We start from the raw sequence: 13,114 nt of genomic DNA, 5'->3' as shown, positions 1-13,114 counted from the left end.
CCCCGCCTTGCAAACGAAGGCGGGGGCTCGCTGAGCAGCCGGACGCGCTACTTGTCCGTGGACTTCCCGCCGGGCTCTTCGGCGGGCGCCGCCGGGGCGGGCGTCTCCCCGGTGTCCGCGCCGGACCCCGTCTCCGCCGCCGACGTCTCGGCCGCCACCGCCGCCGACGTCTTCGCCGACTCGGCCAGTTCCTCCTCCGGTACCAGCTCCGCCGCCTCCTTGGCCGCGGACAGCAGGACCGTGTCCTGCGGGGCCTGGTCCTCGAAGTTCTCCGGGTGGTGGCAGGCCACCCGCTGGCCGGGCCGCAGCTCCTTCAGCGGCGGCTCGGTGGTCTTGCAGATCTCCGTCGCCTTCCAGCACCGGGTGTGGAAGCGGCAGCCGCTCGGCGGGGAGATCGGCGACGGCACGTCGCCCTTGAGCAGGATCCGCTCGCTCCTGGCCGACTTGCGCGCCGGGTCCGGGATCGGCACCGCCGACAGCAGGGCCTTGGTGTACGGGTGCATCGGCGACTTGTAGAGCTGGTCGCGGTCGGCCAGCTCCACGATCTTGCCGAGGTACATCACCGCGATCCGGTCCGAGACGTGCCGGACGACCGACAGGTCGTGCGCGATGATCACGTACGTCAGGCCGAGCTCCTCCTGGAGGTCGTCCAGCAGGTTCACCACCTGCGCCTGGATCGACACGTCCAGCGCGGAGACCGGCTCGTCGGCCACGACCAGCTTCGGGTTGAGCGCGAGGGCGCGGGCGATGCCGATGCGCTGGCGCTGGCCGCCGGAGAACTCGTGCGGGTAGCGGTTGTAGTGCTCGGGGTTGAGCCCGACCACCGACAGCAGCCGCTGCACCTCCTTCTTGATGCCGCCCTCGGGCTCGACGCCCTGGAGCTTGAAGGGGGCGCCGACGATGGTGCCGATGGTGTGGCGCGGGTTCAGCGACGAGTACGGGTCCTGGAAGATCATCTGCACGTCGCGGCGCAGCGGGCGCATGCCGCTCACCCCGAGGTGCGTGATGTCCTTGCCCTCGAACTCGATGGTGCCGGCGGTCGGTTCCAGCAGCCGGGTGATCAGCCGGCCCATGGTCGACTTGCCGCAGCCCGACTCGCCCACGACGCCCAGGGTCTCGCCGGCCCGGACCTCGAAGTCGATGCCGTCGACCGCGTGCACCGCGCCGGCCTGCCGCTGGAACAGGCCCTTCTTGATGGGGAAGTGCTTCTGGAGCCCGGTCACCTTCAGCAGGACCTCGCCGGGAGCGGCGTCCTCGGTGCGGGCGGCGGACCCGGCGCCCTTGCTCTGCGCAGGAATGGCCACTGCTTCGTCCTTGGCGTTCTCGCTCACAGCTTCGGCGCAATCTCTTCGGTCCAGATACGCTCCCGCTGCTCCTGCGACAGGTGGCAGGCGGCCCAGTGCCTGCTGCCGACCTCGGTCAGCTCGGGGCGGACCGTGCGGGTGACGTCGTCCTTGGGCAGGTCGGCGTACGGGCAGCGCGGGTTGAAGGCGCAGCCGGACGGGACGTTGATGAGGGAGGGCGGGGAGCCCTTGACCGGGATGAGGCGTTCCTGCTGGTCGCGGTCGAGGCGGGGCATCGAGCCGAGCAGGCCCCAGGTGTAGGGGTGGCGCGGCTCGTAGAACACCTTCTCGGCCGGTCCCCGCTCGACGCAGCGCCCGCCGTACATCACCAGGATGTCGTCGGCGAGCTCGGCGACGACGCCCAGGTCGTGGGTGATGACGATGACCGCGGAGCCGAACTCCTTCTGCAGGTCCCGGATCAGGTCGAGGATCTGCGCCTGGACGGTGACGTCCAGGGCGGTGGTCGGCTCGTCCGCGATGAGCAGTTCGGGGTTGTTGACCAGCGACATCGCGATCATCGCGCGCTGGCGCATACCGCCGGAGAACTCGTGCGGGTAGTTGTCGACCCGCTTGTCCGGCTGCGGGATGCCCACCCGGTCGAGCATCTCGACCGCGCGGCGCCTGGCGGTCTTCTTGTCGACGTCGTGGTGGATGCGGTACGCCTCCACGATCTGCTGGCCGATCGTGTAGTACGGGTGCAGCGCGGACAGCGGGTCCTGGAAGATCATCGCCATCTCGCGCCCGCGCAGCCTGCGGACGTGGTCCGGGTCGGCGGAGAGCAGCTCGGTGCCGTCCAGCCAGATCTCGCCGGATATCCGCGCCTTGCGCTTGCCGTACTGGCCGGCGGTGTGCAGGCCCATGATGCCGAGCGAGGTCACCGACTTGCCGGAGCCCGACTCGCCCACGATGCCGAGGGTCTTGCCCTTCTCCAGCTGGAAGCTGAGCCCGTCGACGGACTTGACCAGGCCGTCGTCGGTCGGGAAGTGCACCTTCAGGTCGCGCACGTCCAGGAAGGCGGTCGGGGCGGGGGACGCGGCGGTGGGCTCGCCCACGGCCGCGCCGGTCTTGCTGAGTTCGGTCATGACAGCCTCACTCGGGGGTCGATCACGGCGTACAGGACGTCCACCACGAGGTTGGCGATGAGCACCGCGAGAGAAGTGATCAGGGTGACGCCCAGGATGACGGGCAGGTCCTGGTTCTTGATCGCGTTGAGGACCGCCTGGCCGAGGCCGGGCAGGGAGAACGTGGTCTCGGTCAGGATCGCGCCGCCGATGAGAGCGCCGAGGTCCATGCCGAGCATGGTGAGGATGGGCGTCATCGTCGAGCGCATGGCGTGCTTGCGGATGACGACCGGCTCCCGCAGGCCCTTGGCGCGGGCGGTGCGGATGTAGTCCTCGCCGAGGATCTCCAGCATGGTGGCGCGGGTGATGCGGGCGTACATCGCCGCGTAGAGGAAGGCCAGGGTGATCCAGGGCAGGAGCATGCCGCCCAGCCAGCCGGTGAAGCTCTCCTCCAGGGGCACGTACTCCGCGTCGAGCCAGCCCAGTCCGTAGGAGAAGACCGCCAGGCTGAGCAGACCGGTGAAGTAGATGGGCAGGGAGACACCCGCCAGGGCGACGATCATCGCGCCGCGGTCCCAGAAGCTGCCCCGCTTGAGCGCGGAGAGCACACCCGCGGCGAGGCCGAAGACCAGCCACAGCACGGCGGCACCGAGCGCCAGCCCCAGGGTCACCGGGAAGCGGTCGGTCAGCACCGGCCAGATGGCCTGCTCACTGCGGAAGGAGTAGCCGAAGCACGGAGCGGCGCAGTGCGTGACGTCACCGCCGGCCGCGTAGGTGCGGCCCGCGAAGATGCCCTTGAAGAACTCCCACACCTGGACGTAGACCGGATCGCCCAGGCCCAGCTTCACCCGCACGGCCTCGACGGCGGCGGGGTCGGCCTGCTTGCCCACGAAGTTCAGGGCGACGTCGACGCCCGCCCACTTGGGGATGAGGAAGAAGATGCTGAAGACCACCATGATGATGACCACGAGCATCACTGCGGCGGCGAACAACCGCCTGATGAGGTAAGCGAGCACAGCTAACGGCCCGCCGCGGACCGCGGGCCGCCGGAGGTCGTCCGGCGGCCCGCGCTCACGCCGCGCCGGCCTTCACCTGCCTTTCGTGCCGTACGGCGGGTGTGCCGGTTACTTCGGGTTCTTCAGGCCGAGGTTGACGAAGTCGTACATGCCGCTGTACGCGTCGGTGGTGTAGACGTTCGCCAGCCGGTCCGAGCGCCAGTTGATGAACTTCTCGAAGACGAAGGGCAGGTAGTACGCGCCCTCCATCACCTTGTGGTTGATCTCCGTGGCAATCTTGGTCTTGCCGGCCGCGTCCAGCGTGTTGACGTAGTCGTCGAACAGGCCGTCGATCGTCTTGTCCTTGATGAGAGCGTAGTTGTTGTTGGCGCTCTCCTGGATGGCCTTGCTGTGCCACAGCGGCCAGCCGTAGCCCTGGACGGACGGGAAGTCCGGGCCCCAGCCCATGATGATGATGCCGTAGTTCTTCTTCTTCACGTTCGACGGGCTGCCGATGATGCTGGAGTGCTGCGCGCCGTCGTACTGGTCGATCTCGACCTGGATGCCGATCTTCTTCAGCGACGCCTGGAGCGACTCGGCGGTGGCCACCTCGACCGGCTTGTTGTTGCGGACCGCGATGGTGGTCTTGAAGCCGTCGGGCTTGCCGCAGGCCTTCAGCTCCTCCTTGGCCTTGGCGACGTTGCCGTTCTTGTTGGCACCGGCCATCCCGTACGGGTCGTACTTCTGGCCCTCGGCGCCGGGGACGGACGGCGGCAGCATGTTGGTGCCGATCTCACCGCCGGCGACGGGGCCGCCGCGCGCGGTCTGGAGGGAGACGTGGTCGGCGCCGTAGAGGACCGCCTTGCGGCAGTGGATGTTGTCGAACGGCTTCACGTTCTGCGCGAGCGCCGCGTAACGGACGTAGCCGGAGACCGGGTTGTCGAGGTTCTCCTTGTGCTGCTTCAGGGCGGTGGTGCGGCCCTGCGGCGACAGACCGGTCTGGTTGATGTCCAGGTCGTAGTCGCCGGCGATGAGCCGGGCGTCCATGTCGTTGGCGTTGGAGAAGAGCTTGAGCGTGATCTTGTCCGGGTACGCCTTGCGGATCGGGTCCGAGGACTGCTTCCACTCGGGGTTGCGGACCAGCGTCAGGTCCTTGCCCACGTTGTAGGACTCGAACTTGTACGGGCCGGAGGAGAACGGGCGCAGACCGTACTTCGACTTGGTGTCCTTGTCCTGGCGGACCGGGGAGGCGGAGATGAGGGCCAGCATCTCCTCGAAGTCCGAGTTGGCCCTCGGCAGCTTGAAGACGATGGTCTTGTCGTCCGGCGTCTCGATCGCCTTCAGGCCCAGCTTGTCCTTGGAGGTGTCCTTGTACGGACCGGGGTACTCGCCCTCGGGGTCGAGCACGTCCTTCAGGTAGGTCGGGCCGCCGGAGAGCACGTCCTGCGCCCAGACCCGCTCGATGCCGTACTTGACGTCCTTGGAGGTGATCGGCTTGCCGTCCTCCCAGGTGATGCCGTCGCGCAGGGTGTACGTGTAGGTCTTGCCGTCGTCGCTGACCTTGGCGAGACCCGCGGCGAGGTCCGGGGTCAGCTCGGCGCCGGCCTTGCCCGGCTCCGTCTTGTTCGTGACGAGCTGGCGGCTGTAGTAGCGCGCGAAGTTCCACATGAAGCCGTAGTAACCGCGCGTGGTGTCCCACGAGTCGGCGTCCTGGACGCCCGCGAACTTCAGGGTGCCGCCCTTCTTGGCCAGCGAGGCCTGGGCGACCTTGTTGTTCGCGGCGTCGAAGCCGGCCGCGCCGTTCTTCGACCCCCCGTTGTCGTCCTTGCCACCGCCGCCGCACGCCGCCGTGGTCAGCAGCGCGGCGACCACGGCGGCAGCGGCCATGGCCTGCTTGCGCCGCCCTGAGGTGCGTTGGGTAGTCACGATCTCGGATCCTCCGGATTAGATGAGAGACCCCGTGCAGGTGCCACGGGTCGCTTGCGGTACGGCAGGTCAGCGGGAGCCCTTCGGGTCCAGCGCGTCGCGCACGCCGTCACCGAAGAGGTTGAAGGCAAGGACGGTGATGAAGATCGCCACACCCGGGATCACCATGTACATGGGGTCCGCGTCGTAGTAGTCGATCGCGCTCGACAGCATCTGCCCCCAGGAGGCCGTGGGCGGCTTGACCCCCACGCCCAGGAAGCTGAGCGCCGCCTCGGTGAGGATGTTGGTGGGGATCATCATGGTCGTGTACACGATGATCGGGGCGACCAGGTTGGGCAGCAGTTCCTTGAACAGGATGTAGAACCGTCCCGCGCCCAGCGACCGGGCGGCCTCCACGTATTCGCGTTCTCGCATCGACAGGGTCTGGCCGCGCACCACGCGCCCGATGTACGGCCACCCGAAGAAGCCGATGACCAGGATCATCACGAACACGCGCACGCCCGTGCCGGTGAGTCCCAGCATCTGGTTCGGCATGACGGAGACCAGCGCGATGATGAACAGCAGCTGCGGGAAGGCGAGCAGGCCGTCCATGACCCGGCTGATGAGGGAGTCGACCCAGCCGCCGAAGAAGCCCGCCAGGATGCCCAGGACGGTACCGAGGACCACGGCGACGACCGCGGACAGGAAGCCGACGAGGAGCGAGATCCGGGCGCCGTAGACGATCCGGGCGAAGATGTCGCGGCCGTTGACGGGCTCGACGCCCAGCAGGTGCTCGCCGCTGATGCCGCCGAAGGATCCGATGGGCGTGCCGAACAGCGGGTCGATCAGGTCCTCGTGGTGCGTCTCCGGGTCCTGCCCGACCAGGCTCGTGATCACGGGCGCGAGCAGCGCGACCACGATGAGGAAGAGCACCACGACACCGCCCGCGAGGGCGAGTCTGTCCCGCTTCAGCCGCTCCCAGGCGATCCGCCCCAGGGAACGGCCCTGGACGGCCTTCGCCTCGGCGCCGGCCGCCGCCGCTTCCTCAGCCGCACTCGGGGCCGCTTCCGCGGTCGGCTCGTGCAATGGTGCCGTCATCTGGCAGGGACCCCTCTCAACCGGCGGTAGCCGGCCCGCACTTGCCGCTGTAGCGGCGTGGTCAGTCCGTCGTACACAGGGGCGAACGCCCCCTTGGAGCGGGAGTCTTCAACGCTTTGGCGATCAGTTGCCAGACTTGGCAGGGAAAGGATGCGCAACCGTGATGCTGTCTGAGGGCTTCCGTTATCCGGACAGTGGGTAACGGGGGCCGGACGCGGGAGAGTTGGGGCATGCGGGGCGGAAAGTGGTGCCCCGCCTCCTTCTACGCGCGAAGAACCGTCCCGCGCGAACGCGTCGGCGCGGCGGAACGGTCCAATGGGTGGACGGCCGTGGCGGAGGCGGCCGGGGGCAGCCGGGGACGGTCGCGGCAGAGACGGCCGGGGGCAGCCGGGGACGGTCGCGGCAGAGACGGCCGGGGGCAGCCGGGGACGGTCGCGGCAGAGACGGCCGGGGGCGTTTCAGAGGTGGCCGGGGACGGCCGGGGAGAGCGTCAGGGGCGGCCGGGGGCCGGAGGGTAGCCGTACCCGGCCGCGGGGGACGGGGCGGGCGCCGCGTGGGCCTCGCGGTCGTAGAAGGGGCGGGCGTTGGCGCGCAGCCACAGGGCCACCGGGTCGTACGCGTCGGACATCGCCACGGTCGACACCGGCAGCCCGTCCGGGACCGCGCCGATCGACTGCTGCATCATCGCGCGCACCGAGTCCACGGCGGCCGGGGAGGTGTCGTACACGTCGAGACCGATGGCGAGGTACGGCGCCCCGAGCGCCGGCTGCACCCAGGCGCGGCGCAGCGAGCGGATCGCCGGGGTGCGGTGGGCGTTCTGCGTGAGCAGGGCGTAGAACTGCGGGATCTCGATGGCCGGTTCGGACAGCCGCAGCGGTCCGGCGGGCTGCCGGTCCAGGCCGGTGGCGATCCGGCGCAGGTCCAGCCAGGGGATGCCGACCCCGCCGCCGGGGGCGTGCGGGTTGAGCCAGAGGCCGTAGTGGTCCGGGTAGAGGGCGCGGGCCACTTCCAGGCCGTCGGCCACCTCGTACGACCGGTTCCAGCCGCTGGCCGACAGCTCCTGGGCGGAGGTGACGCAGGGCGCGTAGCCGTGGCCGTCGACCTGCATGCTCCCGTACTGGGCGTCGGGGGAACCGGCCTGGCCGTGCCACAGCAGCATCCAGACCTGGCCGGAGCCGGGGGTCGCGAGCGCGCGCAGCAGCGCCTCGTAGGCGTCGTAGCGCCCGGGCGTCACCTGGCGCAGCATGTGCTCGACCTGCCCGGCCGCGGCCGTGCCGCTCGCGCTCACTCTTCTACCGCCCCTTCGTGCAACACCCGACCGCGCTATGAAACCAGGTTATGCGGTCGGGAGGGAGGACCGTCGCGCGCACGGCTCCGCCGGGCGGCCGGTCACAGGTCCCTCTGGTAGAACGGCCGGACCTTCTCCCGCATCCAGTCGCACACGGGATCCTGGGCCGCCTCCAGCAGCACCAGGTTGACCGGCCAGGTCACCGGCACCCTGCCCAGGGCCCGCCCGAGGGCTTCCAGCGGGACCGCGCGCGCGTCGCCCTCCCAGTGGGACAGCTCGACGCCGACGAACATCACCGGGTCGTCGGTCTCGATGGCGGCCAGGCAGCGGCGGGCGGTGCGGACGACGCCGGTGGCGTCGAACTCGGCGCGGGCCGCGGCGAGGAAGTCGACCGGGTCGTCCTGCCAGTCGGGCTCGAAGAGGCGGACCCGGCCGCCGCTCGCCTCCCCGTCCAGCGGGGTCCGCCCGGCCCGGCACAGCTCGGCCACGGCGGGCGGCGGCAGCGGGACGCCGACCACGCCGTCCGGGTTGACGGCGATGCCGACCTGCGGCGGCAGCCCGCGGGCGAACTCCACGGCGGGGGCGATGGTGTACGCCATCTGCGCGCCGGCGACCTGGCGGAGCTGCTCCTCGGAGCTGAAGACCGGGACGTACGCCTGGCCGTCGATCTCCAGCGCGGGCAGGTCGAGGGGGCCGCTGTGCGGGCCGCCGCCGTTGGGGAGCGGCACCCACAGGAAGCTGCGGCCGAGCACCTCGACGATCCGCCCGCCCGCCGACGGCCCGGCACCGAGCGCGGCCGACAGCACCTCCTCCAGCTCGTTGCCGGGCCACCCGCCGTGCGAACGGGGGTGCGCCTGCGCCGGGAAGTCCGCGGAGAAACCCGCCGGGAAGTCCATCTGCCTACCGCCTGCTTCCGAAGCCACTGCTGTGGCTGAAAAGGCTAACCCGTACGGCCGTACGCGCCGGGCTCACCGGACGCACCGGACGCACCGGCGGACGGCGGGCGGCGGACGGCGGGCGAACCCGGCTCGTCAAACCCGGCTCGTCGAACCCGGTCAGCCGGACTCGGCTCGTCGAACCCGGTCAGCCGGCCCTGGTCCCGCACGGCCCGATCAGTCCCGCACGGCCCGATCAGCCGACCTCAGTCCCCCCGGCCCGATCAGCCGACCCCGGTCCGCCCGGCCCGGTCAGCCCGTGAAGCCGATCCGGTGGAGGGCGTCGGCCGCCGCCCGGTCCAGCAGGACCGCCGAGACGCAGCCGAGGGGCAGGGCGCCCCGCTGCGCGGCGCGCAGCAGGCGGGCGTTGGCCGCGCGGTGGCGGCGGAAGGCGTAGCGGGAGACCCCGCGGCCCCGGTCGCGCTGCCCGGCCAGCGCCTCCTCGGGGCTGACGTCGAGCAGCAGCAGGTGCAGCGTGCCGCCCCGGCGCCGCGCCTCGCGGGCCAGCCAGGCGCGCACCCACGCCTGGGTGCCGCAGTCGTGCACGACCACCCCCTCGCCGGAGCGCAGCGCGCGGCGCAGCCCGGCGTAGTGGGAGAGGCGGACCAGGGGGCGGTAGACCGCGTACGGCAGGAAGTGCGGCATCCGGCGGTCCCAGCGGTCGCGGGTGTCCTGGGAGTCCACGCGCCGGCCGCGCACGGTGCGGCGCATCAGCGTGGACTTGCCGCTGCCGGGCAGGCCGGTGACCACGACGAGGTCGCGGGGCCCGAAGAGCAGGGCGTGCGGGCTGCGGCCGGCCCGGTCGCGCAGGTCGCGGACCATGGGCGCGGGCAGCGGTCCGCACGCCTCCCGGGCCGGGGTGGAGGGCTGCTCGGGCAGTGCGAGGCCCGAGGTCGTGGCCAACGCCGTGGTCCTGTTCACCGTGATCGTCCTCCCCTGGGGCGGTTCACGAGTTCCCATCCCCGTCGAGTGTAAAGAGAAGGTAATCCCGGCTGTCTGCCTTTTTCGTGCGCGTCCTGCCACAGGCCGGTCACAGATCGCGGCCTGCCGTGATCGGGCGAGGCGTGCAATGATGAGCGCGCCAACTGCATACCGGCCGTTTGAATCCGCGCGGGAGAGTTCCCAGCCACCGCTGGGGCGCCGAAGGAGCAAGTCCCTCCCTTGAATCTCTCAGGCCCCGTTACCGCGCGGGCGAGGCACATCTGAAAAGCGGGCCGCTGTCCCAGTGGCCCCACCCAAGGTGCAAGCCATGGTCGCCGCCCCGCGCGGGTGTCATGGCGAACCTCTCAGGTTCCGATGACAGATGGGGAGGACCTTCCTCGCCCTCCCCTACGCTCGGCTGCGCTCGCGCGAGGGGACCCCATCGCCCTGGGAGACGACCGTCCGATGAGCAGTACCGAATCCCCTGAATCCGCTGTGACCCCTGCGTCCCCGCTGCGCCGCACCGCGCTCGACGCCGTCCACCGCGCGCTGGGCGCGACGATGACCGACTTCGCCGGCTGGGACATGCCCCTGCGCTACGGCTCCGAGCGCGACGAGCACCAGGCCGTGCGCACCCGGGCCGGTCTCTTCGACCTGTCGCACATGGGTGAGATCACGGTGACCGGCCCGCAGGCCGCCGCGCTGCTGGACCACGCCCTGGTCGGCAACATCGGGGCCGTCCGGCCGGGCCGCGCCCGCTACACCATGATCTGCCGCGAGGACGGCGGCATCCTGGACGACCTGATCGTCTACCGGCTGGCCGAGACCGAGTACATGGTGGTCGCCAACGCATCCAACGCCCAGGTGGTGCTGGACGCCCTCACCGAGCGCGCCGCCGGCTTCGACGCCGAGGTGCGCGACGACCGCGACGCCTACGCGCTGATCGCCGTACAGGGTCCCGAGTCCCCGGGCATCCTCAAGAGCCTCACCGACGCCGACCTGGACGGGCTGAAGTACTACGCCGGTCTGCCCGGCACGGTCGCGGGCGTCCCGGCGCTGATCGCGCGCACCGGCTACACCGGCGAGGACGGCTTCGAGCTGTTCGTGAAGCCGGAGCACGCCGTGGAGCTGTGGCAGGCGCTGACCGCGGCGGGCGAGGGCGTGGGCCTGGTCCCGTGCGGCCTGTCCTGCCGGGACACGCTGCGCCTGGAGGCGGGCATGCCGCTGTACGGGCACGAGCTGACCACGGAGCTGACGCCGTTCGACGCCGGGCTCGGCCGGGTGGTGAAGTTCGACAAGGAGGCCGACTTCGTCGGGCGCGAGGCCCTGCTCCGGGCCGCCGAGCGGGCCGAGCAGAACCCGCCGCGCGTCCTGGTCGGCCTGGTCGCCCAGGGCCGCCGGGTGCCGCGCGCCGGGTACGCGGTCGTCGCCGGCGGCGAGGTGATCGGCGAGGTCACCTCCGGCGCCCCCTCGCCCACCCTGGGCAAGCCGATCGCGATGGCGTACGTCGACGCGGCGCACGCGGCACCGGGCACGCCCGGCGTCGGCGTGGACATCCGGGGCACCCACGAGCCGTACGAGGTCGTGGCACTGCCGTTCTACAAGCGCCAGAAGTAGCACCGGACCCCAAGCACCGGATCCGCAAGCGCCGGAAGCGGCACCGGATCCCGAGCGCCGAGTCCGCAAGCGCCGGAAGCAACGCCGGGACAGCCACCGGGCGCGGCCACGCCCCGCGTGTGACCCCGCGCACGTTTCCGCTGCTCACCGGCGGTTCCAGCAGTCCCCCCGTCAGCACCACTCCCCCGCGTACAGGAGAATTCAGGCCATGAGCAACCCCCAGCAGCTGCGCTACAGCAAGGAGCACGAGTGGCTGTCGGCCGCCGAGGACGGCGTGTCGACGGTCGGCATCACGGAGCACGCGGCCAACGCGCTCGGTGACGTCGTCTTCGTCCAGCTCCCCGAGGTCGGCGACACCGTGTCCGCGGGCGAGACCTGCGGCGAGCTGGAGTCGACCAAGTCCGTCTCCGACCTGTACTCCCCGGTCTCCGGTGAGGTCACCGAGATCAACGAGGACGTCGTCAACGACCCGTCCCTGGTGAACTCCGCGCCCTTCGAGGGCGGCTGGCTGTTCAAGGTGCGCGTCTCGGAGGAGCCGGCCGACCTGCTCTCCGCGGACGAGTACACCGCCTTCATCGCCGGCTGAGGAGTCGTGGACCGCATGTCGCTTCTGAACACGCCCCTGCACGAGCTCGACCCCGACGTCGCCGCCGCGGTCGACGCCGAGCTGCACCGCCAGCAGTCCACCCTCGAGATGATCGCCTCGGAGAACTTCGCCCCGGTCGCGGTCATGGAGGCGCAGGGCTCGGTCCTGACCAACAAGTACGCCGAGGGCTACCCGGGCCGCCGCTACTACGGCGGCTGCGAGCACGTCGACGTGGTCGAGCAGATCGCGATCGACCGCATCAAGGCGCTGTTCGGCGCCGAGCACGCCAACGTGCAGCCGCACTCGGGCGCCCAGGCCAACGCGGCGGCGATGTTCGCGCTGCTCAAGCCGGGCGACACGATCATGGGTCTGAACCTCGCCCACGGCGGGCACCTGACCCACGGCATGAAGATCAACTTCTCCGGCAAGCTCTACGACGTCGTCGCCTACCACGTCGGCGACGACGGCCTGGTCGACATGGCCGAGGTCGAGCGGCTGGCCCGGGAGCACCGGCCGAAGCTGATCGTGGCGGGCTGGTCGGCCTACCCCCGGCAGCTCGACTTCGCCGCGTTCCGCAAGGTCGCCGACGAGGTCGGCGCGTACCTGATGGTCGACATGGCGCACTTCGCCGGGTTGGTGGCGGCCGGGCTGCACCCCAACCCGGTGCCGCACGCCCACGTGGTCACCACCACCACCCACAAGACGCTGGGCGGCCCGCGCGGCGGTGTGATCCTCTCCACGGCCGAGCTGGCCAAGAAGATCAACTCCGCCGTCTTCCCCGGTCAGCAGGGTGGCCCGCTGGAGCACGTGATCGCCGCCAAGGCGGTCGCCTTCAAGGTCGCGGCGAGCGAGGACTTCAAGGAGCGCCAGCGTCGTACGCTGGAAGGCGCCCGCATCCTGGCCGAGCGCCTGGTGAAGGACGACGTGAAGGCGGCGGGCGTGTCGGTGCTGACCGGCGGCACGGACGTCCACCTGGTCCTGGTCGACCTGCGCGACTCCGAGCTGGACGGCCAGCAGGCCGAGGACCGCCTCCACGAGATCGGCATCACGGTCAACCGCAACGCCGTCCCCAACGACCCGCGCCCGCCGATGGTGACCTCGGGTCTGCGGATCGGCACCCCGGCGCTGGCCACCCGCGGCTTCACGGCCGAGGACTTCGCCGAGGTCGCGGACGTGATCGCCGAGGCGCTCAAGCCGTCCTTCGACGCGGAGTCCCTCAAGGCCCGGGTGAAGGCCCTGGCCGACAGGCACCCGCTGTACTCCGGCCTGAACAAGTAAGTCCGGACGAGCACGTCCCCCGGGGCGCCGGATGCTTTTCCTGCTTCCTGGCTCCGACGCGGAGCTCCCCCATCGGGCATAACCGTC

General features: G+C 70.9%; 11 protein-coding genes and 1 riboswitch. Of the genes, 3 read left to right on the top strand and 8 right to left on the bottom strand.

The genetic code is table 11. From position 1 onward, the window contains the following. Positions 1–47: 47 nt before the first annotated feature. The 8 genes from ABZ340_RS08030 to ABZ340_RS07995 all read right to left on the bottom strand — a co-directional run bounded on the left by ABZ340_RS08030 (position 48) and on the right by ABZ340_RS07995 (position 9,546). On the bottom strand, positions 48–1,304 hold the full coding sequence (locus tag ABZ340_RS08030) for a dipeptide ABC transporter ATP-binding protein (protein WP_358780908.1): 1,257 nt from the start codon (positions 1,302–1,304) through the stop codon (positions 48–50). Positions 1,305–1,327: 23 nt separating this feature from the next. Next, on the bottom strand, positions 1,328–2,425 hold the full coding sequence (locus ABZ340_RS08025; RefSeq protein WP_358780907.1) for an ABC transporter ATP-binding protein: 1,098 nt from the start codon (positions 2,423–2,425) through the stop codon (positions 1,328–1,330). After that, positions 2,422–3,420 carry an ABC transporter permease gene (locus tag ABZ340_RS08020; RefSeq protein ID WP_358780906.1) on the bottom strand — a complete coding sequence of 333 codons (999 nt, stop codon included), beginning with the start codon at positions 3,418–3,420 and terminating at the stop codon, positions 2,422–2,424. The genes ABZ340_RS08025 and ABZ340_RS08020 overlap by 4 nt, the downstream gene beginning before the upstream one ends. A 108-nt stretch (positions 3,421–3,528) precedes the next feature. Beyond that, on the bottom strand, positions 3,529–5,325 hold the full coding sequence (locus ABZ340_RS08015; protein ID WP_358780905.1) for an ABC transporter substrate-binding protein: 1,797 nt from the start codon (positions 5,323–5,325) through the stop codon (positions 3,529–3,531). Positions 5,326–5,394: 69 nt separating this feature from the next. Next, the gene (locus ABZ340_RS08010; protein ID WP_358780904.1) at positions 5,395–6,402 is read right to left on the bottom strand and encodes an ABC transporter permease; all 1,008 of its coding nucleotides are present in this window, start codon (positions 6,400–6,402) and stop codon (positions 5,395–5,397) included. Positions 6,403–6,892: 490 nt separating this feature from the next. Continuing rightward, positions 6,893–7,690 carry an enhanced serine sensitivity protein SseB C-terminal domain-containing protein gene (locus ABZ340_RS08005; RefSeq protein ID WP_358780903.1) on the bottom strand — a complete coding sequence of 266 codons (798 nt, stop codon included), beginning with the start codon at positions 7,688–7,690 and terminating at the stop codon, positions 6,893–6,895. 101 nt (positions 7,691–7,791) lie between these two features. Further along, positions 7,792–8,586 carry an enhanced serine sensitivity protein SseB gene (locus tag ABZ340_RS08000; RefSeq protein WP_358780902.1) on the bottom strand — a complete coding sequence of 265 codons (795 nt, stop codon included), beginning with the start codon at positions 8,584–8,586 and terminating at the stop codon, positions 7,792–7,794. A 291-nt stretch (positions 8,587–8,877) separates the two neighbouring features. After that, positions 8,878–9,546 (bottom strand): AAA family ATPase, encoded by a 669-nt coding sequence (locus ABZ340_RS07995; protein ID WP_358780901.1) that lies wholly within the window; start codon positions 9,544–9,546, stop codon positions 8,878–8,880. Positions 9,547–9,726: 180 nt separating this feature from the next. Further along, positions 9,727–9,821, top strand: a riboswitch (glycine riboswitch). A 190-nt stretch (positions 9,822–10,011) separates the two neighbouring features. Here ABZ340_RS07995 and gcvT point away from each other — a divergent pair. The 3 genes from gcvT to glyA all read left to right on the top strand — a co-directional run bounded on the left by gcvT (position 10,012) and on the right by glyA (position 13,027). Then, positions 10,012–11,163 (top strand): glycine cleavage system aminomethyltransferase GcvT, encoded by a 1,152-nt coding sequence (gene gcvT / locus ABZ340_RS07990; protein ID WP_358780900.1) that lies wholly within the window; start codon positions 10,012–10,014, stop codon positions 11,161–11,163. 208 nt (positions 11,164–11,371) lie between these two features. After that, a complete protein-coding gene (gene gcvH / locus ABZ340_RS07985; RefSeq protein WP_358780899.1) occupies positions 11,372–11,749 on the top strand; it encodes a glycine cleavage system protein GcvH in 378 nt (125 codons plus the stop codon). 15 nt (positions 11,750–11,764) lie between these two features. Continuing rightward, positions 11,765–13,027: a serine hydroxymethyltransferase gene (glyA, locus tag ABZ340_RS07980; protein ID WP_358780898.1), complete on the top strand. Its 1,263-nt coding sequence runs from the start codon at positions 11,765–11,767 to the stop codon at positions 13,025–13,027. Positions 13,028–13,114: the final 87 nt, after the last annotated feature.

The organism is Streptomyces sp. NPDC006134 (genome assembly GCF_040628835.1).
In the GTDB taxonomy this organism is placed as follows: domain Bacteria; phylum Actinomycetota; class Actinomycetes; order Streptomycetales; family Streptomycetaceae; genus Streptomyces.
Note: the sequence above shows the minus strand (reverse complement) of the source record. Positions and strands in the feature narration are given on the sequence as shown.

Bases quoted from the DNA above. Each gene is read 5' to 3' on its own strand.
- ABZ340_RS08000 (WP_358780902.1), bottom strand. From the start codon at position 8,586: ATGGACTTCCCGGCGGGTTTCTCCGCGGACTTCCCGGCGCAGGCGCAC.
- gcvT (WP_358780900.1), top strand. From the start codon at position 10,012: ATGAGCAGTACCGAATCCCCTGAATCCGCTGTGACCCCTGCGTCCCCG.
- ABZ340_RS08010 (WP_358780904.1), bottom strand. From the start codon at position 6,402: ATGACGGCACCATTGCACGAGCCGACCGCGGAAGCGGCCCCGAGTGCG.
- ABZ340_RS08025 (WP_358780907.1), bottom strand. From the start codon at position 2,425: ATGACCGAACTCAGCAAGACCGGCGCGGCCGTGGGCGAGCCCACCGCC.
- gcvH (WP_358780899.1), top strand. From the start codon at position 11,372: ATGAGCAACCCCCAGCAGCTGCGCTACAGCAAGGAGCACGAGTGGCTG.
- glyA (WP_358780898.1), top strand. From the start codon at position 11,765: ATGTCGCTTCTGAACACGCCCCTGCACGAGCTCGACCCCGACGTCGCC.